Origin of the sequence: Acinetobacter sp. YH12041, assembly GCF_013419975.1 — a bacterium.
Taxonomy (GTDB): Bacteria; Pseudomonadota; Gammaproteobacteria; order Pseudomonadales; family Moraxellaceae; genus Acinetobacter.
Window position 1 is genome coordinate 94,454 of sequence record NZ_VOZC01000005.1, and the last position, 19,214, is coordinate 113,667.

Genomic DNA, 19,214 nt, shown 5'->3' on the forward strand with positions numbered 1-19,214 from the left:
ATTTTGTGCAGTTTTGGGTATGGTTTAGTGACGGGATAGGATTAATAGACTGTTTTAAATTATTGTTTTTATTAAAATTAAATCTTTTTATATTTTATTTTTTGTCTTTTTATCAGAAAAGATCATCTAAAATCATTGTATACTACCTACTTTCTTTGTAGCCAAGATCATCATCCCGCGTTGATCAAGCCTGTAGTGAATTTCGATGAGCACCTTAATTCTTGTTACCTCCGCACCGACTTCTATTTATGCCTGGCATGCGCTTGGACTCGCCCAAGCTTTACAACATAAACAGGAAGCTTTCCGTGTATTTTTCTATCAAGATGGCGTGACGGTCGCAAATGCATTGCAATGGGTGCCCGACGACCAGCGTCATCTCACACGTTCCTGGCAGGATCTGAAGATCCGCTTACCCGTTTGTGTCAGTGCAGCCTTAGCGCGTGGGATTACAGATCAGGAAAATGCTCAACGTCACAATATTCAGCAACATAATCTTGCTGATGGTTTTGAATTGGTCGGTCTAGGCGAGCTTGCTGATGCTGTTCAGTCCTCACAACGTCTAATTCAATTCTAGATGCTTCATTTTTCAGGATGTGTTGCTTTTAAAAGGAATCTTGTGTGAAATCTGTACTTGTTATATTAACTCAAGCCAACCTGAACAGCTTGCAGGTGCATGAAAGTCTGTCTGCCACGATGGTACTGGCGACCTTCGGCGCTGAAGTTAAAGTATTACTCCAAGGCGCAGCCTTGAGTCTTTTACGTTCTGAGCTTCAGTTTGACCAGCTTAAACATGCCTTTAAACTGGCTTCAAATCTGGTGGATAGTTTCGAATTTTATGACCTGACACCTATTCTGGTTGAACAGAAAAATCAGGACTCTCCTTTTGTAAAGCAAAGCGAACAGGAGATTGAGTTGATTGAACTCAATTCAGAATTCGTTCAAAAATTTGATCACGTATTGTATTGGTAAGTTGGTAAGGATGAAGGATAAATAAATGTCAGATCAAACCCTTTACCTGATCCAGTCAGATTATGCAGCGACGGCGTCAGTCCTTGATCAGTTAGCACAGCTCCATGCTTCAGATGATCAGGTGGTCCTGATGGGAGAATCTGTGCTGTATCTGGACCATGCTTTCGTACAGCAACTGCCGCAAGTTTATATCCTAAGAAATGATGCAGAAATTCTGATCTCACCTTTATCGGAAAATGTTGCTTTACTCGACTACTCCGAATTTGCAGATCTATGTCTGAAATTTAGTCGCTGCATCTCAATGAAATAATCCATGAGTCAAATATGAATCTAGAACTGGACCAAGATGGTCATTTAGTCGATTACACCATCTGGAATGAAGACGTTGCCCAAGTACTGGCAGATACACTAGAACTTCAACTTACTCCTTGGCATTTTGAAGTGCTACAGGCAGTCCGTCAATTTTATCAGCAGTTTGGGCATTCTCCTGCAACCCGCCCGCTAATTAAGTTTTTGATGAAGACAGTCAGCCCGGAAATTAACAATGCCTTATTACAGGAAAAGTTTAATACAGGTCTGGTGGCACGCCATTTAAGCCGACTGGCTGGTATCCCGAAACCGGCGAACTGCTTATAAGTTTTAATCTAAAATATGAATGAAGAAAAAGCCCGTTTTAACGGGCTTTTTCTTATTAAGCTTATCTATGATCTGTATTCACAACTAAATAAAGCTTTAAACCGGAAGATTAAAAACTTTTCTGATCCAATGCATTTAAGGCTTGATCAAGCTGTGGAGAGATTTCAGGCAGAACTTTCTGCAAAAATTCTATTTGAGCTCTCGCCTCTTCCGGAGCAACGACCCGGGCATTCACCAGATTCTGCTGTTGTAACAGCAAATGATCTAGCTGGCGATAGTCTGGCTTTTCACCTTGACTTAAGCCATTCATCATTTGGGTAAAATCCAGATAAAGCTGGTCTCTCTGTTGTAATAAGACCTGCTGTTCAGAATCCACTTCCGAGTGTCTAGCCGTTCTTGCCGGTACAGCTGTTTTAGGATTTAAATTCGAAGTAATCAGTGACTTTGCTGGAAAAGTCATCTGATCATCAGGTTTCAGTATATTGAACTCTGCCTTATAGATATCCTTATGAACCTGATAAGCAATCCCAACCAGAATACCGGTCAATAACATTCCCGCCAGCAGATATAAAGTAAGTGTTTTGTTCCTCATATATGCCACCTACAATGCTTAGAGCAACGTTCATAACACATTGCTCTTTTTAAGCCATTATTTGCTACGGTGTAGACCAGTCTGCTGGGGCATAACCGATCCGGACACGCTGTGGATGATTGCCTACAGGTACACTGGTCACTTTATTGCCTGTCGCGAAATCAATTACGGTCACCACATCCGTTTCACTTTCTGAAATGATACAGCTACGGCCATCCGGACTTCGGGTAGCCCAGTATGGTTTACCTGCAGGAATCAATTTTCCGGCAGTCAGACTCTGACGATCAACAATAGTGGCGTAATTATCCATCGTGCCCGCAACACAGAGTTTTTCACCGTCTGCACTGATCGACAGGCCATGATGGCGGGAATCATTCACCCATTTAGTCCGGTCTTTGGGAATGCTATCGCTACCTGGCAACTGACCAATACGGGTCACTTTATTCTGGTTTAAGTCATACTCAATCAAACCATTAAAAAATGATACCTGAGCATAGAGTTTACTTTCATCCTTGCTAAAGACCATCGGCCGCACTGAATTAGATAAATCTTTTCGACCAAACGCATCCAATGCCGGTCTAAAGTCAATTTTCTTAAGCACCTGATGGGTATTGGCATCTGCAATGGTGATATAGCGTTTACCCTTGGTGAAATCCTGCCACTGCGCATCAAGAGAGGTTTCTACATTACCAATGGCCGAGTTCAGAATTTTTCTGCCATTATCAAAGTAGATATTTTCATGCGGTTTATCACCCGTCGCAAATCGACCAAGTTCCTTACCAGTATGAATATCCAGTACATGCACCACATTTCCGGAAGATGCGGAAACCGCGACACGCTGGCCATCTGGTGAAACTGCCATGTGATCAGCACGAAATCCTTCTACCGGAGTACGCCAGTTAATCTTGCCTGTCTTGATGTTAATCGAGACCACATCGGCAAAACTTGGACGGGATGCGACCACCGACTGCCCATCTGGCGTGGAATACATATCGTCGACCAGCTGATCATTACCCTCACCCGCAGTAGCTTGAATATAGGTATAGGCAATCAATTTGATTGGATTGAGGTGAATTTCCTTCAGACGTTCCTTACGATCAGGAATCATGTTGATCACGCCAACCTTGCCAAAGTCACCTGAAGACCGAATTACTGTAACTGTTCCATCCCAGTTATTACCCACAAAGAAAACTTGCTGGGAATTGGGTGGCTGAGGCAAAGTAGACGAGTCTGCCTGTGCAGTTGAAAAGACTGAGAGCATGGCCATCGCGGACAAGCTCATACAGAACCGTGATAATCGTTTTTTCTGGATTTCCATGCGGTATTCTCCATATTTTCTATTTTATTGTTTTTATCTTTTTTCAATCCACAGTCAGGCCGTGGATCTCAATCATCCACTATACAATGAAGAAAAAACCATGCTGAATTTTCCGACAGAATAGAAATATGGGAACCCAGAAAAGTTGAAGCGTCCATTGATATGAACGCTTCTCAGTAAGATAGTTTTATTGAAGAATACTTAAAATTTTAGATATCCAATACATCCACAAATTTAGCATCTAGGACCTTAGCCAGATCCGCAGGTTTTAAACCAATATCCAGACCACGTTTACCCCCACTGACATAGATTTTATTCAGCTGTTCCGCAGATGCGTCAATGACAGTTTTCAGGCGTTTTTTCTGCCCAACCGGACTAATTCCCCCGACAAGATAACCCGTTAGACGTTCTGCCTGTTTAGGATCTGCCATTTGTAGCTTTTTACAACCAAAGGCTGATGCTACTTTTTTCAGGTTTAACTGATGGTTGACTGGAAGAACTGCCACAAAATACTGCTTCTCATCCGTGACTAATAAAGTTTTGAATACTTCTTCTACTGCTAATCCTAACTTTTCTGCCGCTTCCAGACCAAAGCTTTTGGCATTGGCATCATGTTCATATTCGTGAATGCTATATTCAATTTTTTGAGATTTTAATAATTTGCATGCAGGTGTCATAACAGCTTCGATAGTATTTTGACGGGATCTTCATTATAGCTTATCAATTCTGCTTGGGTTTTATTCTGTGATTCTGAATAGCTTATATAATCAATATGTGTTCAAAATACAATCAGATACCATTAGCTTTTAATCCAGAATATCTATTCATATTGCACTTTAACTGAACTTAACTATCCCATTTATCATTGTAATTCCGCATACCATCTTGTTCTTAAGCTTAAAAATTCATCATTTAAAAACATAGGCAACATTCAGATGAATAACAACGCCTATACATGAAGTGCCATTTTGCCAATGTTATTGAGCGAACATAAAGAATTACAAATAAAGGTAAGCTTTAGAAAATTGAGCACATTCGTCAATATTAGATGAGGCCAGTAAAAGATTAATGAAGAATCATAAGTTTTTAATTTTACTTTTACGGCCAGTATCATTTAGCCAATGTTCAGTAGCAATGAGCCTATCTCTTTTTGCAGAAAAATAATGTGTGACTTGCTTTACTAGCGACATAAAACCCATTTAATACTAAACTTCACTTCATACCATTTATCAAATAACTTTTTGATTTTTATTCCAAGTTTGATATTTTAGTTTACAGAATAATGAATAGAATAAACATTTGATTCATTCAAAAATCTAATGAAAATCCGGTCTTTTACCGATCACCACAATTTTTGATATGAGCAGAGACTTCGAGTAATAATTTTTATTTTTGACCAGCCATTGCCGAATAAACACTCAATTTAAAAGAATTATGAATAAACATTGAGGTCTAACTTACACAGCATAAATGTAACAATTCAGCCAATTCATCTAAAATATAAAAATGATGTAAAAGACGAAGATTTGGTAGTTTTGAACATTGCTAAATGCTTGCAAAGTTTTCATTATATGGCCACTGCGTGGTACATGCTTTTCTATGTCAATTCAAAGAAATTATAAAAATAATGTAGGAATTCATGCCATAATAGGCGAAGTTTGTAGACATCTTGCAAACCTATCCTGAAACTTTTTAACTGGAGCACCATAGATGACTTCGACCATTTTGGTTATTCATGGACCGAATTTAAATTTGCTAGGAAAGCGCGAACCCGAAGTTTATGGTTATTTAACTCTAGAAGATATTAATCAGCAGCTCACTGCTCAGGCTGAAAAAGCTACTTTACAACTTGACACTTTCCAGAGCAACTGGGAAGGCGCAATTGTTGACCGAATTCATCAAGCCCAACAAGACGGCGTGCAATATATCATTATTAATCCTGCTGCCCTGACACATACCTCAGTTGCAGTTCGTGATGCACTTCTTGGCGTGGCAATCCCGTTTATTGAAGTCCACCTGTCTAACGTCCATGCACGTGAGGCATTCCGACATCATTCATATCTATCCGATAAAGCTATTGGCGTGATCTGTGGTCTAGGTGCAAAAGGCTATGCTGCCGCACTCGACTATGTCATTGAAAAAATACAATCTTCTAAACAATCTTAATTAGGAATACTGTCTCATGGATATCCGTAAAATCAAGAAGCTCATCGATTTGATGATTGAATCTGACTTACAGGCGATTGAAGTTAAGGAAGGTGATCAGTCGATTGCTCTGACTCGTCGTAATCCAGTAGTTGCAGCAGCTGTTCCTGCAATGCCTGCACCTGCAGCTGACGTCCCTGCAGCTAAATCTCCTCGTGGTGCAGTTGAAAAATCTCCAATGGTTGGTGTGTTCTATGCGGCTCCAAGCCCAGGCGAAGCACCTTTTGTAAAAATTGGCCAAACTGTTTCTGCTGGCGAAACACTGGGTATCATTGAAGCAATGAAAATCATGAACCCGATTGAAGCAACTCAAAGCGGCGTGATTGAAGAAATTCTGGTGAAAAATGGTGAAGTGATTCAGTTTGGTCAGCCACTTTTCCGTTACCGCGCCTAATCACTTCGGGGATTCATAATGTTGCAAAAAGTTTTAATTGCAAACCGAGGTGAGATCGCCTTGCGCATCGCCCGAGCTTGCAAAACTTTAGGAATTAAAACAGTCGGTGTCTATTCAGACGCTGACAAAGACCTGATGCACTTACGCTTCTGTGACGAAGCCGTGTGTATTGGTCCTGGCGCAAGTAGCGACAGTTACCTGAATATTCCAGCCCTGATTACAGCTGCTGAAATCACCAGCGCAGATGCCATCCACCCTGGTTATGGCTTCCTGTCTGAAAATGCTGAATTTGCTGAAATCGTAGAAAGCTCTGGTTTTATCTTCATTGGTCCACGTCCAGAACATATTCGCCTGATGGGGAACAAGGTTTCTGCGATTATTGCCATGAAAAAAGCGGGTGTACCAACTGTACCTGGCTGTGATCATGCGGTGACGATTCACAATGCGCTTGCTGAAGCCAAAGAAATTGGTTTCCCGCTCATCGTGAAAGCGGCTTCCGGTGGTGGTGGTCGTGGTATGCGTATCGTAGAACGTGTGGATACCCTGCTTGAATCAGTACAAGCTGCGCAGCGTGATGCTGAAATGTGGTTTGGCGATGACACGGTTTATATGGAACGTTTCCTGCAAAAACCGCGTCACGTCGAAGTACAGGTTCTAGGCGACGGTAATGGTCATGCGATCCACCTGTATGACCGTGACTGTTCTTTACAGCGTCGTCACCAGAAAGTACTTGAAGAAGCGCCAGCGCCTAACCTGCCAGAACAGGCTCGTACTGACATTCTTGAGGCCTGTGTCAATGCTTGTAAATTGATGCAATATCGTGGTGCCGGTACATTTGAGTTCCTGTTTGAAGAAGGCGAATTCTTCTTTATCGAAATGAACACCCGTGTTCAGGTAGAACACCCTGTGACTGAAATGGTCACCGGTATCGACATCATTGAACAGCAGTTACGTATTGCGGCTGGCTTAGGTCTGGATATCCAGCAAGAAGATGTACGTGTTCAAGGTCATGCGATCGAATGCCGTATCAATGCAGAAGATCCATCGAACTTTATGCCATCTCCAGGCAAAATCGAGACTTTCTATGCGCCAGGTGGTGCAGGTATCCGTTTAGACTCTCATATCTATCCAGGTTACAGCATCCCACCGTATTATGATTCAATGATTGCCAAGCTAATTGCCCATGGTAAAGACCGTGAAACTGCAATTGCACGTATGAAACAGGCCTTGGATGAAATGATTCTGACAGGTGTGAAAACCAATATCCCATTACACAAAGATCTGATTCTTCAGGATGAAAATTTCTGTGAACAGGCAATGGATATTCACTATCTGGAAAAACATTTGTTGAAGCAGCTTGAAGGTGCTGAAGACAAAGAAAAAGCTTGATCCGAGACTTGATCTAATAAAAAAACCGCTGAATTCAGCGGTTTTTATATCTAGCCTTCAATCAAGGCAAAATGCGTCGAAGTACAGCAAAACATTGCTCTGCTTTTTCATTGGCACAGAAATTAATGGTATTTGAGTTCTGCCACTTCACAAAATACTGCGAAATCTCGCCTGACTGATCCACCTGATTGCCGGAACAGTCTTTTTCATTATTGTCGTATTTCACCTGCATAATCAGCGCTGGAATCTGTGCAGCCGGATCTTGTGAAGGCTGATAGTCATACAGCCCTGTGGTCCATTCTGAACCGCTTTTAATCACGACGTTGTTATTGCCTTTAAAATTATAGTATTCAACACATTTCTTATTATCTGGAATTTCCATTCCCCATAGCCCGACAATTTCAGGACGGGTATTAATAGTAAAGGTATTCGGAACTTCGATAGGTTTCGTAATACTACTTGCAGCTTGATTATTGTTTTCTGTTGCCATTAGCCAAGATGAGTTCATGAGCAAGACAAGGCTAAGACAGGTTTTTTTCATATTCACAGGCTTCGTTTCAATCCTAATAATTAATTTTAACTTATCATATTTTTCGGGATCATATTCTGCTCTGCATCAGTTTAAATACCGAAATAAAACAAATTTTTATCATTATAGTTTAAAAACATGGATTTCCTTTTTTAATTTTTTTGTATATATTTCGTATACAAACGTATATTGATAACGTAAGTAAAAACAGATTATTCCAAGAATAAAGTTGTACTTTTGGGTAAAAAGCATTTCCCAAACAAAGTGATATTTCACAAATAAAAATTAGATACAGGACTTAGATTTGCGAATACCTCGAATCACAGACCAGAACTTGAATCCTGAAACATATGCCTACTTGGTCATTCTTTTCATTATTTTAGTGACTTGTTTGATTGGCATTATGACCAGAACACAGGATTACTTAGCCATACTCTGGCCTGCTAACGCTGCCTTGCTGGCCATGTTCTTACGCTTCCCGCATTTAAACAATATGGGCGGGTGGCTAGGTGCTTTCTGTGCATTTATGTTTGCTGATCTGGCGACAGGTAATAATCTATTACAAAGCCTGTTTCTAACACTTGCTAACCTGATTAGTACGATTGTATCGCTATTTTTTATCCGATATTTCCAGATCAATTATAAGTACTACAATACTGGTTTCACTTTCGTGCATATGTTTGGCATCTGCGCATTCGCAGGATGCTTGGCCAGTGCAGCTTTTGCCGTGGCTACCTTACCCAATCTTCCTCATTCCTTTATGACCAAGGAAAATTTATGGATAGATTTTGGGCTGTGGTGGACAGGTGAAATGGTAAATTACATTATTGTCCTGCCGCTTTTTCTAGCCTTTCCTAGAACCAAAGATCTCAAGTATTTATTTAAAAACCGCAGAAAGAAGCAGAACTCTTTTAGCTATCTGCTGCCAGCAGGTACGGTAATCCTGTGTATTATCCTGAGTAATATTTTTGTCGGTCCAGGTGCCCTGCTTTATCCGTTGGCAGCTTTAATCTGGGCAGCACTGACCTATCGCATCTTCACAATTGCAATTATTAATGCCTTTGTAATCATTTTGATGTATTACAGCCTGACCCAGTTCTATGCCACTACACATGATACGTTGGCAGACTCGACCATTTATATCTCATTAAGGATCGGACTATTTATGCTGGCATTATCACCGCTGATCCTGTGTATCATCAGTCAGAACCGCAATGATCTGTTTAAACGGGTATTGTATTTGGCCAATCATGACAGTCTGACGCGTACCATGAACCGGCATTTTTTCTTTCAGAAAGGTGAATATTTACTACAACATTCCAAGAGTGTGCAGTTTTCCCTGATTATGCTGGATATTGATCATTTCAAACGTTTAAACGATCATTTTGGCCATCATGTGGGCGATAAAGTACTGCAACACTTTGCTGAAATCATCCGTTCTAATTTACGTTCTCAGGATCTGTTTGCGCGTATTGGTGGTGAGGAATTTGTGATTTTGCTTTGGGATACCAAACCATCTAAGGCCCAGTTTATTGCCGAGCGTATTCGTGAACTGGTAGCTAAAACGCCAATGTATCAACCTGATGGATCACCGTTATCGATTACTGTGAGTCTCGGGATTACGCATCAACATGCCCCGCTTTCTCAGGATTTACAGCAACTGATCAATACCGCGGATCAGGCCTTATATCAAGCCAAACACTTGGGACGTAATCAGGTGGTGCTTGCATCCTGAACTGAAACCCTCTACAACCTTATAACAATATCAACGCTAGGGAATGCAGATGAAATTTGAAGAATACTTACAATACGATGGATTAGGACTGGCTGAACTGGTTAAAAATAAACAGGTGCATTCAAGTGAACTTTTATCAGTTGCCTTAGAACGCAGTGCAAATATTAATCCTGAAATCAATGCCATTATTATTCCCATGCATGAGCATGCCTTGCAACGTACCCAGCAAGATCTGTCTGGTCCGTTTGCCGGTGTTCCATTTCTGGTCAAAGACCTGTTTCAGGAATATGCAGGTTATCCAACATCTTATGGGTGTCAGGGTTTAAAGCGCATCGGTTATATCGCCGAGACTAATGCCGAGATTGTTAACCGTTGGGAACAGGCAGGTATCGTGACCTTTGGCCGTACCAACACCCCTGAATTCGGAATTAAAGGCATTACCGAGCCAGATGCCTGGGGTAGCTGTAAAAATCCGTGGAATTTAAGACATAACAGCGGTGGCTCATCAGGTGGTTCTGCTTCTGCTGTGGCAGCCGGCATTGTGCCAATTGCTGGTGCAGGTGATGGTGGTGGCTCAATTCGTATTCCGGCTTCCTACTGTGGTCTGTTTGGTTTAAAACCAAGCCGTGGACGTACACCGTGGGGGCCGCAAATGAGTGAAGCAATGCATGGTGCTGCCATTCAACATGTACTCACTAAAACTGTTCGGGATAGTGCAGCAATGCTGGATGCCACCCATGGTGAAGATCGCAGTTCACTGTTTACCATTCAACGTCCGCATACACATTATCTGGAAGTGATTCAGCAACCACCAAAAAAATTAAAAATCGCATTTAATACCCGTTCCAGCATTGATACGCCTGTTTCTCAAGATGCTATTAAAGCGGTAGAACAAACTGCCCGTTTACTGGAATCTTTAGGTCATGAAGTCGTTGAGGATCAACCGCAGATTGATGGCATGCAACTGGCTAAAGATTTTATTACGACGTGGTTTAGCCAGTTTTCTTATATGCTGGACGAAATCCAGAAAGGCTATCCATCCAGATCAGGCGATTTTGAACTAGATTCTCTGGCTCTGGCTGCTTTTGGTGCCAAAACAACGGCGATTGAATATATCCAGAATCTGACCAATTGGGGACAATATGTGACCCAGATGAATCATTTCTTTGATGATTATGATCTCTACCTGACACCAGCCACGGCCACTGTTGCACCCAAAAATGGCGAAGTCAAAACACCAAACTGGCAGAAGCCAATTCTTAAGGCTTTATTAAAAATGAATAAGGCACATTTATTGGCACAAGGTAAGTTGGTCGATCAGATTGTAAAAGAAAACCTGAAATGGGTGCCATTCACGCAGTTAGCCAATATTACCGGCCTTCCGGCAATGTCTGTACCGCTTTACTGGAATGAAGATAACTTGCCTTTGGGCTCACAGTTTATTGCACCATTTGCCCGTGAAGATTTGCTGTTACAACTGGCCGCTCAATTAGAACAGGCTCAGCCCTGGTTTGATCAATATTCCAAAATCCGCATTTAATCATTCAATCGTATCTTAAACCTGCTTTTGCAATTCGACTTTGCTGGGTAAGCCAAATACCAGCAATAGGCCCAGCAAGGTCGAGAGCGCAGCAGCAATAAAGATTGATGTTCCACCGACCTGATCCCAATAACGACCAGCTAGAATGCTGCCACTCGCTACGCCTAAGCCCCACATGGTGCTATAAAGTGCCTGTCCACGGCCTTGCTGTCCGGCCGAGAAGTTCTGAAAAATAACCCGCATGGCAATCATATGAAATAAGCCAAAACTCAGGGCATGAATGGTCTGGGCAAGAAACTGTGCCAGAAATGACGATGGAAATATGCCGACAGTCAACCATCTTAAACCAGTCATTAACAGGCATAGCATTGCCAGATGACGCCATGACCAGCGTGTCAGAAAGAATGTAGCGTAGGCAAACATAATGATTTCAGCAATGACTCCAACCGACCAAAGCAATCCGATCTGACTGGTACTGAATCCATTCTGGCTGAGATAGTTACTATAAAAACTATAAAACGGTGCATGCGAAAACAGCATGATCAATTCAATCAGGAAAAAACTGTATACCACTGGACGCTTGAAGATCGGCCATAAGGCTTCGAGTTTTTTCTGAGCTGTCGGTGCTGCTGTAGGTTCTTTGATGGTAAATGACCAGAGAAAAGCCAGAAATGAAATACAGAGCAATAAGATTGGTAGCATACTGATGCTGATAATTTCAAAAATTGCCCCTAAACCAAATACGCCAATAATAAATCCAATAGATCCCCACTTACGCACTTTGCCATAGAGCTCTGCCCTTTTCTCACCTAACCAGAATAAAGTCACGCCTTCAAACTGAGCCAAAATTGCATTCTGAAAGAAACTGAAAATCAGCATAAGCAAAGCGACTGACTGGAAGCTATTTGGAATGATAAAAATCATGAACCAGATACAGGCTTCCATCCAGGTAGCTATACGCACCAGCAACATGCGTTTCCCGGATTTGTCTGCAATCCACCCCCAAATAAATGGCGCAAAAAATCGGGTGACAATCGCAATCGAAGATAAAATCCCAATTTCCTGATAATTAAAGCCTTGATCTTCCAGATACAGACTCCAGAAAGGCATGAATGCGCCCACAATCGCATAATAAAAAAAGTAGAAAAAACTGAGTCTGTAATGAATAGCTAGAGATTGCATCAGACTAGATTCTCTTCTATTTCTAATAACTTAAAATAAATATAAGTTGCGCTGAGTTGCATTGATTGGGTCTCGGTTAGATCTCGATAATCTATAAGATAATCATCTATAGATTCTTCAAAGCTCTTTAACTAATTTGAGAAAAGTTAGATTTTAACTTAATACATTAGCTAAATTCTTAATTTATTCTTTTAGTTCAATCATGAGTTTATCAATCGTAATCATTTGATGGGTCTAAAAATTAACATGCTTGAGGTTCTGATACTTAGACAGTTCAGCACTGCAAAATTCTAAGTCTTGTTTAGCTTGTACTTTGTCTGTCATAGGTACCACCAATAAGAAAAGAAAAACCCCTCAACATCTAGAATGCGAGGGGCTTTATGTGCCGTAATCCGTCCGGCGATTAATCAAATCTTTTCCCTAATCTCTCTGAGATGTTTCAAAACCAAATTTCTAGCAATATTCGACTGTTGCAAATATATTGCATCGAAGTCATTTACTGCTTTTTGAGGGTTAGATTCGGCATACATTTTATCTGCTATGTCGTCAAAATATTTTCCAATCTTTACAGCAGGCTCAAGTATTTCTTTGTCAAAATTTATAAGCAATACATTCAATGAACTTAGTTTCAAGTCATATTGTTTGAGACAAGCCTGCCAATTGGTTAGTCGCAATCTTAATTCTTTCTCAAAAAAATCTTTGTCAAAGTTGCCTCGAGATCGAGATTCAATTAAATCCCTAATTGTAATAATGTAATATATGGATTCCTTAAAAAGCTGATCAGCAGCTAGCTCCAATTCAAAAATTTTATCTCGTTCAAAGCTGTAGTTTTGTTGCTTCTTCCATATTGCCAGTACGTAGACAGCGACAGCAAATGCAGCGATAGTACAAATATTGGCGATTAATGAGATTAAATCCGTACAACTCATTTAGTTATCTATCAATTTATTTTTATACGTTTATACCACATCAAACAAAAAGCCCACTATATGGCGAACTTTTAATTGATTAAAGAATTACGGAATCGCCCTAATAACATTCAAAACAGTTTTACCACCAGGAAGAATAATATCACCATGTTTAAGAAATCCTTTATGTATGCTTCCAGATTCAGTTTTATATTCAATTCTAACTGAAACAGCATTAAGCATTTCTTTGGCAACATCTACAGGAATTTCATAACAAGTAAATTTAGAATTCACACATGGGGAGATTGGTGAGTATTGATATACTTTTTCATCAATGATTAACCTCATCCACTCCAAACTTGACTTATGAAATGATCGCACATTAATAGTTAGATAGTCATTTCTATCATTTCTCCAGCTAGCACCTACCGCAGCATGAACAGAGTCAATACCACCACCTTCCTGAGTAATAGAAAAGGGTGTAGTGCTTATTTGTTTGTAACCGTTCTCTAGTACTGTGATCTCAGGCTGTGCTTTAAGATCTATTATCTTATTGCCCGTAGCTATACAACCTGAAAGCACAAAGCCAGTCATCACAAATATAAATGCCTTATTCATATTTTTTGTATAAAGTTTAAATGTCTAGTCTATCACTCCCCTAATAAAAAAGCCCACCTTTCGATGAGCTTCTTCATAGCAACGTTTCCAAAGTCGGGAGTGTCACAAGATGAACTTGCTAAACTGATCCGTATAGGCAGTTACCGCCAGAACCCTAATCTATCATACCTATTGATGTAAAAATAGCCTCTCCACCGAACTAGCTGCTACCCTCTTTAGTTATAGCTTAATGAAAATATCCCTTAGCTATTCTAGTCAAAAAAAAAAACCACATCATTGGGGGACGATGTGGGCAGAACTCTAAATTCAAAACGTGGAGATTTTTGAACATATGGTAAAATATAGTAAAAATATTGCATGCAGTCAATCACACTTTGATATTAAGTTGATGATTAACAATCATATCGACCGATAAAATAGAAATAAGTCACTTATTCAAATTTCTAGTTAATCTCAGTCTCTTTGACCAGATCTATTACTTAGCTTAGCTAGGCTATTCAAGCCAGATACATAGTAAGAAATTAAGCTAAACTTTTCTTTAGGCAATAAAAAAGCCCACATTGCTGTGGGCTCTTCCCCTTTATCATTTTGCGCTGATTCAGGATTGTTGGCGAAATGTACAACGGTCAAACAATAGCCAATTCATGACAAATATAAATATATATAGAAATTAAATATATATCCATACATAAAAAGTCTAAATTGTGATCTTTGGAGTCAATAATTTCTAGTTTGAACTTGATAAAGCTTTATTTTAGGCAACAAAAAAGCCCATCTTTCGATGAACTTCTGCAAAATAACACCTAGTAATAAGTGTGTTATCAGATCATCTGATCAATCTAATCCCCATGACTAGTTGCCCGTATAAGTCTTTCTTATTCCACTGATTAATCCAAAGACTTTTCAACACAATTATTTTTCTAAATTGTTGATTCCATCTCGGTGCATAATATTGATCGCTATCATCCTGCTATTCACCTTTATCTCTAGTCCAAATCTTTAAACTTTTAAACGAAATGAGTGATCTAAAAGTCAGCAAGACTTTCCTTGATCATGGAAAATAATAATACTGCGCAAACCGCGAACAATAGCCCTATCAAAGCAAATAAAGGATCCTGATAAATAAGACCTAAAACCATGAGAGAAACAGCAAGGATGACGAGGAAAATAATGCCGCATATTTTAAAGAGATACATATCCAGAACCTAAAGCAAAAGCTATGCTTTCAAGAAGCAATATTTATTCCTTTTTAAATAATTTTTATATTTATTATCTATATAAATTGATCAATATTCTATTTATGGGTACGAAGCTAGAGTATGAAATACGGATCTACTCAGTAACCATATTTCGAGCAAAATTCAGAAATCCAGACATTAAAAAGCCACTCTAAAGAGTGGCTCAATGATCAAATATTTTAATTGATATTCAATTATAGCGGTCATTATTTTCAAATAAGAATTTTAATAAATATTCATTCTTTACCCGAAATAATCTCGACATGCATTCCTCCATGAAAGATCAAAATATTCCTGATCTACCTGCCGTCTTTCAATCAGCACAATATTTTTATTTACTACAATAAACCTCCGATGCTTCATTTCATTCGTAGATTTATCTCTGAAACTAACCTCACCACATTCTCCCTCTTGTTGATGAAATTGAACCAGATCTGAATTGGGTAAAGCATTCCTTACCATCTCCCTAAATTTTTTTAAATCCTCATCCTGTAGGATCTTAGAGTCAGCTTCTTGCTGTGTATTTGGTTGACTACACCCCAGAAGTATTAAAGCTACAAGAGGCAAGATAATTAGTTTTTTCATAAGCTGTCCTCCTGAGAAAGAGGATCACATTATTTTTAAAGTATGGCTATTATTAAAATGAATAGTTTTGTAAACCATTCAACTTTATCAATAAATTTAATCAGGACATTTTAGAACAGATGAAAAGGAAAAATAGCTAAAAAGAGTTTGCTGTTTCTCTGAAAATAGCAAAGTTCTGAAAATTATATAAGACTTGTCAAAGATGACTTTACTGAAAGAATGAGAGACCTCACAACCTTCTCTTGCTAGTGGTGAGGTCCTTTAAAGGAATTATTCAACAGGATTTGGTGCTTGGCTATCTACCTGTTCATTCTGAGGAGCAGGATTGTTTGAACCGTCCTTTTTGTATTTCATTTTCTTATAACAATAACCCGCAAGTACCCCTGCACCAATTAACGTTAATAACTTCATCTTTCACCTCATGCTCATAAATGCAAGCCTATATAACTAACATCTATATTTGTAGCTTTCCAAAGCCATTTAGAGTGTTTTTTTAAATAAAAAGTTAAATTATGTATATCTGTATAGATTAAATAAAATTTTAATCCTTTCATAATATTAAATTTACTTAAAATATTATTGAGTTAAATATTTTTAGGCTCTAAATATATACTTATAAAATAAAAAATCCTGCTTGCTGATTAAAATCCAACTTACGATATTCAAATTGTTTTGCACTTATCTCTCTTATATTTTAATTCTCATGATAGATCATAATGAGAGCGTTCGCCCATGTGTTCAAGCTATGAATTCCCCTCAAAAAGCCGTCTCTCTTTATTAGATATTCATGAAAAGCAACTTGAACTGGATATGAAAACGCATGTATATCCCTTGGCTCCTGCTCCCATCATTATGCGCGGTGCTGACGAGTTTGAACTGGATATCGCACGGTTTGGGCTTATTCCTTCTTGGGCCAAAGAATTAAAATTTGGTCGGCATACTTATAATGCCCGGACTGAAACGGTTGCCTCAAAAGCAAGTTTTCGGCATGCCTGGAAAAACAATCAGTTTGCTTTGGTACCTGTAGATACGTTCTATGAACCCAAATACACTAATGGCAAATCTCATTGGTATGCTATTTCTCGTGAAGACGGCGATCCTTTTACTGTTGCAGCCATTTATGATGATGCAATCATTGAGGGTGAAAAAGTTCGGTCTTTTTCAATGCTCACAATTAATGCGAATCAGCATCCTTTTATGAATCAATTCCATAATCCGAATGATGAAAAACGCTCGATTATTGTGATACCGAAAGAGTCAAGACAGGACTGGCTGCACTGCAATCATGAGGAAGCAAGTGAGTTTTTCTTCGAAATGCGGGATGAATTTATTGCAAAGCTACGAGATTCCCGTTTGTCGGAAAACTGAAATATAAAAGCAATTTAATTATTAGTATCTGATTTTAAAGCATTTATTTTATTTGTATAAAAATAAAGCAATTATTACAATCTTGATTAATGTAACAACAATCAAGAAGTAGCAGATTTATGACAAATTCGCATGGGGGCTTTAGAATTGGTGCAGGCAGAAAAAAGGCCGAAGAAACTAAAGTAATTCGTGTACCTGAATCTAAAGTCCTGGATATCAAAGCATACTTAAAATCACTTAAAAAAGAAAGTGAAATCAGTGATATTCGCCAGTTTGATCCCGTTACTCAAATGGAAATTCCTTTGGTCACTGAACGCGTTCAGGCTGGTTTTCCCTCACCCGCACAAGACTATATTGATAAAAAACTCGACCTGAATGAATTCCTGATCAATAACGCTAATGCTACTTTTATCGTTCGTGCCAATTCGCTGTCGATGCTGAATGCAGGCATTGATATCAATGACGCATTGATTGTAGATCGTAGTATTGAAGCGCAACATCGAGATATTGTGATTGCCTGTGTAGATAACGAATTTACGGTCAAACGGCTGATTGTCGATGTAAAGGGTTGCTGGCTAAAAGCTGAGAATGACGATTATCCCGATATTCATCCTGTAGAAGGTCAGCAATTTGAAATCTGGGGTGTGGTCACCAACGTCATTAAAAAATTCAGATGAAATATCAGCAGGAAATCTATGCGCTGATTGACGTCAATAACTGCTATGTCAGTTGTGAGCGCATATTCAATCCGAAACTAAATCATGTACCTGTGATCGTGCTATCAAATAACGATGGCTGTGTAGTCTCACGTTCGCAGGAAGCAAAAGATCTCGGCATTAAAATGGCTGTTCCACTCTTCCAGATTCGCGATATCGTCGAACAGCATCAAGTTCAGGTGCTATCCAGCAACTATGCCCTATATGCAGAAATGTCCAAACGCTTTCATTCCATTCTGTCTGAATATGTAGCACCTGATGAACAGGAGGTTTACTCCATAGATGAATGCTTTCTGAAAATTACAGCTTATGCAAAAAATCATGATTTAACAGAATATGGTCAGGATATGCGACAGCGTATTTTGCAATGGATTGGCTTACCCGTTTGTGTCGGCATTGGCCGTTCCAAAACCGAAGCTAAATTAGCCAACTATATGGCCAAGAAAGCCAAACGCTTTAATGGGGTTTGCGATCTTTCTTCTATGCATCCACAACATAGAGATTACTTCTGGAGCTTGATTGATGTTGCTGAAGTCTGGGGGGTTGGGCGCCAGCAGAGTAAAAAGTTGAAGAACTTAGGTATACATACTGTTCTTGATTTAGCTCAGGCCGATTACCATCGAATCGGAAAATTATTTTCAGTTCTTATGCAAAGAACTGTGATGGAATTACAGGGAATTTCCTGTATTGAACTGGAACAGGCGTGCCAGCCCAAGAAGCAGATTATTTCTTCACGCTCATTTGGTTGCCGAGTAACAGATCTTGAAGCTTTAACGGAGGCTATGAGTGATTACCTGCAAAATGCCGTCAAACGCTTGAGAGAAGATCAATCCTTATGTGGTTGCATCATTGCTTTCGCTCAATCCAATCCTTTTGACAAGAACGAACCCTTTTATCATCAATCTGTCAATATCGCTTTTTCTGAACCCAGTGATTCCGCTGTTATAATGAACCGGGCGTTGATGCAACAGATGCATGAACTGTTTTTAGAAGGTGTTGAGTTTAAAAAATGTGGGGTTATTCTAACGGCGCTTGAACCTAAATCGGCCTATGTCTATGACTTGCTCTCGGACCATGCTCAGATCGAGAAAAATGAGAAGCTTCAACAAGCGCTAGAAAAAGTAAAAGAAAGATTTGGGGATCAAAAGCTGGCAATTGGAGCAGCTAAAATTCCTGACCGGAGCTGGGCCATGTCTCAACAGTATCTAAGCCAGAATTATTTTAGTTGGGATGGACTGTTAAAGATTGATCGTTAATTTCATCTTCCCAGTAAGGTAAAGCAGAAATTTTCC

Annotated in this window: 21 protein-coding genes; 12 read left to right on the top strand and 9 right to left on the bottom strand. The window is 39.5% G+C overall.

The genetic code is table 11. The annotated features are described in order from the left end of the window. The first annotated feature begins 205 nt into the window (after positions 1–205). From tusD to FTU00_RS05675, 4 genes are read left to right on the top strand one after another with little or no spacing between them, the layout of a single operon-like run. Entirely contained in the window at positions 206–574 is a 369-nt protein-coding gene (gene tusD, locus FTU00_RS05660; RefSeq protein WP_180179314.1) for a sulfurtransferase complex subunit TusD, read from the top strand. Positions 575–618: 44 nt separating this feature from the next. Continuing rightward, the gene (locus tag FTU00_RS05665) at positions 619–969 is read left to right on the top strand and encodes a hypothetical protein (protein WP_005235449.1); all 351 of its coding nucleotides are present in this window, start codon (positions 619–621) and stop codon (positions 967–969) included. 25 nt (positions 970–994) lie between these two features. Next, the gene (locus tag FTU00_RS05670) at positions 995–1,279 is read left to right on the top strand and encodes a DsrH/TusB family sulfur metabolism protein (RefSeq protein ID WP_004785940.1); all 285 of its coding nucleotides are present in this window, start codon (positions 995–997) and stop codon (positions 1,277–1,279) included. A gap of 14 nt (positions 1,280–1,293) precedes the next feature. Beyond that, entirely contained in the window at positions 1,294–1,605 is a 312-nt protein-coding gene (locus tag FTU00_RS05675; RefSeq protein WP_005235445.1) for a TusE/DsrC/DsvC family sulfur relay protein, read from the top strand. Positions 1,606–1,714: 109 nt separating this feature from the next. Here the strand turns inward: FTU00_RS05675 and FTU00_RS05680 are convergent, their stop codons facing one another. The 3 genes from FTU00_RS05680 to ybaK all read right to left on the bottom strand — a co-directional run bounded on the left by FTU00_RS05680 (position 1,715) and on the right by ybaK (position 4,192). After that, on the bottom strand, positions 1,715–2,197 hold the full coding sequence (locus FTU00_RS05680; protein ID WP_179992477.1) for a hypothetical protein: 483 nt from the start codon (positions 2,195–2,197) through the stop codon (positions 1,715–1,717). Positions 2,198–2,261: 64 nt separating this feature from the next. After that, entirely contained in the window at positions 2,262–3,515 is a 1,254-nt protein-coding gene (locus tag FTU00_RS05685) for a YncE family protein (RefSeq protein ID WP_034705621.1), read from the bottom strand. A gap of 209 nt (positions 3,516–3,724) precedes the next feature. Further along, on the bottom strand, positions 3,725–4,192 hold the full coding sequence (ybaK, locus tag FTU00_RS05690; protein WP_005235440.1) for a Cys-tRNA(Pro) deacylase: 468 nt from the start codon (positions 4,190–4,192) through the stop codon (positions 3,725–3,727). A 1,033-nt stretch (positions 4,193–5,225) separates the two neighbouring features. On the opposite strand from ybaK, the gene aroQ reads away from it, so the two are divergent. Genes aroQ through accC form a run of 3 tightly spaced genes read left to right on the top strand, consistent with a single transcriptional unit; the run spans position 5,226 to position 7,503 of the window. Continuing rightward, positions 5,226–5,681 carry a type II 3-dehydroquinate dehydratase gene (aroQ, locus tag FTU00_RS05695; RefSeq protein WP_004785950.1) on the top strand — a complete coding sequence of 152 codons (456 nt, stop codon included), beginning with the start codon at positions 5,226–5,228 and terminating at the stop codon, positions 5,679–5,681. Between the two features lie 16 nt (positions 5,682–5,697). Beyond that, complete coding sequence (gene accB, locus FTU00_RS05700) at positions 5,698–6,114, top strand: acetyl-CoA carboxylase biotin carboxyl carrier protein (protein WP_004785952.1); 417 nt, start codon at positions 5,698–5,700, stop codon at positions 6,112–6,114. Positions 6,115–6,132: 18 nt separating this feature from the next. Continuing rightward, on the top strand, positions 6,133–7,503 hold the full coding sequence (accC, locus tag FTU00_RS05705) for an acetyl-CoA carboxylase biotin carboxylase subunit (protein WP_180053626.1): 1,371 nt from the start codon (positions 6,133–6,135) through the stop codon (positions 7,501–7,503). Positions 7,504–7,564: 61 nt separating this feature from the next. On the opposite strand, the gene FTU00_RS05710 is transcribed toward accC, so the two are convergent. Further along, positions 7,565–8,011 carry a hypothetical protein gene (locus FTU00_RS05710; RefSeq protein ID WP_180179365.1) on the bottom strand — a complete coding sequence of 149 codons (447 nt, stop codon included), beginning with the start codon at positions 8,009–8,011 and terminating at the stop codon, positions 7,565–7,567. A 325-nt stretch (positions 8,012–8,336) separates the two neighbouring features. Between FTU00_RS05710 and FTU00_RS05715 the strand changes: the two genes are divergently transcribed. Continuing rightward, positions 8,337–9,767 (top strand): diguanylate cyclase, encoded by a 1,431-nt coding sequence (locus tag FTU00_RS05715; protein ID WP_180179315.1) that lies wholly within the window; start codon positions 8,337–8,339, stop codon positions 9,765–9,767. A gap of 49 nt (positions 9,768–9,816) precedes the next feature. Further along, the gene (locus FTU00_RS05720) at positions 9,817–11,307 is read left to right on the top strand and encodes an amidase (RefSeq protein ID WP_180179316.1); all 1,491 of its coding nucleotides are present in this window, start codon (positions 9,817–9,819) and stop codon (positions 11,305–11,307) included. Between the two features lie 15 nt (positions 11,308–11,322). On the opposite strand, the gene FTU00_RS05725 is transcribed toward FTU00_RS05720, so the two are convergent. The 5 genes from FTU00_RS05725 to FTU00_RS05745 form a co-directional block, all read right to left on the bottom strand. Further along, positions 11,323–12,489 carry an MFS transporter gene (locus FTU00_RS05725; protein ID WP_180179317.1) on the bottom strand — a complete coding sequence of 389 codons (1,167 nt, stop codon included), beginning with the start codon at positions 12,487–12,489 and terminating at the stop codon, positions 11,323–11,325. Positions 12,490–12,896: 407 nt separating this feature from the next. Continuing rightward, complete coding sequence (locus FTU00_RS05730) at positions 12,897–13,418, bottom strand: hypothetical protein (RefSeq protein WP_180179246.1); 522 nt, start codon at positions 13,416–13,418, stop codon at positions 12,897–12,899. A gap of 87 nt (positions 13,419–13,505) precedes the next feature. Continuing rightward, the gene (locus FTU00_RS05735) at positions 13,506–14,015 is read right to left on the bottom strand and encodes a hypothetical protein (RefSeq protein WP_157799608.1); all 510 of its coding nucleotides are present in this window, start codon (positions 14,013–14,015) and stop codon (positions 13,506–13,508) included. A gap of 1,481 nt (positions 14,016–15,496) precedes the next feature. Next, positions 15,497–15,838, bottom strand: a complete 342-nt coding sequence (locus FTU00_RS05740; protein ID WP_034170370.1) for a hypothetical protein — start codon at positions 15,836–15,838, stop codon at positions 15,497–15,499. A gap of 270 nt (positions 15,839–16,108) precedes the next feature. Then, complete coding sequence (locus FTU00_RS05745) at positions 16,109–16,249, bottom strand: hypothetical protein (protein WP_175967540.1); 141 nt, start codon at positions 16,247–16,249, stop codon at positions 16,109–16,111. Positions 16,250–16,570: 321 nt separating this feature from the next. Here FTU00_RS05745 and FTU00_RS05750 point away from each other — a divergent pair, with 321 nt between their 5' ends. The 3 genes from FTU00_RS05750 to FTU00_RS05760 all read left to right on the top strand — a co-directional run bounded on the left by FTU00_RS05750 (position 16,571) and on the right by FTU00_RS05760 (position 19,178). Beyond that, positions 16,571–17,206: an SOS response-associated peptidase gene (locus tag FTU00_RS05750; protein WP_180179318.1), complete on the top strand. Its 636-nt coding sequence runs from the start codon at positions 16,571–16,573 to the stop codon at positions 17,204–17,206. 119 nt (positions 17,207–17,325) lie between these two features. Further along, a complete protein-coding gene (locus FTU00_RS05755; protein WP_180179319.1) occupies positions 17,326–17,883 on the top strand; it encodes a LexA family transcriptional regulator in 558 nt (185 codons plus the stop codon). Next, positions 17,880–19,178: a Y-family DNA polymerase gene (locus tag FTU00_RS05760; RefSeq protein ID WP_180179320.1), complete on the top strand. Its 1,299-nt coding sequence runs from the start codon at positions 17,880–17,882 to the stop codon at positions 19,176–19,178. Before FTU00_RS05755 ends, FTU00_RS05760 begins: the two co-directional genes overlap by 4 nt. The last annotated feature ends 36 nt before the right edge of the window (positions 19,179–19,214 follow it).

Coding starts and splice junctions, on each gene's coding strand:
- tusD (WP_180179314.1), top strand. CDS start 206: ATGAGCACCTTAATTCTTGTTACCTCCGCACCGACTTCTATTTATGCC.
- FTU00_RS05670 (WP_004785940.1), top strand. CDS start 995: ATGTCAGATCAAACCCTTTACCTGATCCAGTCAGATTATGCAGCGACG.
- FTU00_RS05675 (WP_005235445.1), top strand. CDS start 1,294: ATGAATCTAGAACTGGACCAAGATGGTCATTTAGTCGATTACACCATC.
- FTU00_RS05680 (WP_179992477.1), bottom strand. CDS start 2,197: ATGAGGAACAAAACACTTACTTTATATCTGCTGGCGGGAATGTTATTG.
- FTU00_RS05685 (WP_034705621.1), bottom strand. CDS start 3,515: ATGGAAATCCAGAAAAAACGATTATCACGGTTCTGTATGAGCTTGTCC.
- ybaK (WP_005235440.1), bottom strand. CDS start 4,192: ATGACACCTGCATGCAAATTATTAAAATCTCAAAAAATTGAATATAGC.
- aroQ (WP_004785950.1), top strand. CDS start 5,226: ATGACTTCGACCATTTTGGTTATTCATGGACCGAATTTAAATTTGCTA.
- accB (WP_004785952.1), top strand. CDS start 5,698: ATGGATATCCGTAAAATCAAGAAGCTCATCGATTTGATGATTGAATCT.
- accC (WP_180053626.1), top strand. CDS start 6,133: ATGTTGCAAAAAGTTTTAATTGCAAACCGAGGTGAGATCGCCTTGCGC.
- FTU00_RS05710 (WP_180179365.1), bottom strand. CDS start 8,011: ATGAACTCATCTTGGCTAATGGCAACAGAAAACAATAATCAAGCTGCA.
- FTU00_RS05720 (WP_180179316.1), top strand. CDS start 9,817: ATGAAATTTGAAGAATACTTACAATACGATGGATTAGGACTGGCTGAA.
- FTU00_RS05725 (WP_180179317.1), bottom strand. CDS start 12,489: ATGCAATCTCTAGCTATTCATTACAGACTCAGTTTTTTCTACTTTTTT.
- FTU00_RS05730 (WP_180179246.1), bottom strand. CDS start 13,418: ATGAGTTGTACGGATTTAATCTCATTAATCGCCAATATTTGTACTATC.
- FTU00_RS05735 (WP_157799608.1), bottom strand. CDS start 14,015: ATGAATAAGGCATTTATATTTGTGATGACTGGCTTTGTGCTTTCAGGT.
- FTU00_RS05740 (WP_034170370.1), bottom strand. CDS start 15,838: ATGAAAAAACTAATTATCTTGCCTCTTGTAGCTTTAATACTTCTGGGG.
- FTU00_RS05745 (WP_175967540.1), bottom strand. CDS start 16,249: ATGAAGTTATTAACGTTAATTGGTGCAGGGGTACTTGCGGGTTATTGT.
- FTU00_RS05750 (WP_180179318.1), top strand. CDS start 16,571: ATGTGTTCAAGCTATGAATTCCCCTCAAAAAGCCGTCTCTCTTTATTA.
- FTU00_RS05755 (WP_180179319.1), top strand. CDS start 17,326: ATGACAAATTCGCATGGGGGCTTTAGAATTGGTGCAGGCAGAAAAAAG.
- FTU00_RS05760 (WP_180179320.1), top strand. CDS start 17,880: ATGAAATATCAGCAGGAAATCTATGCGCTGATTGACGTCAATAACTGC.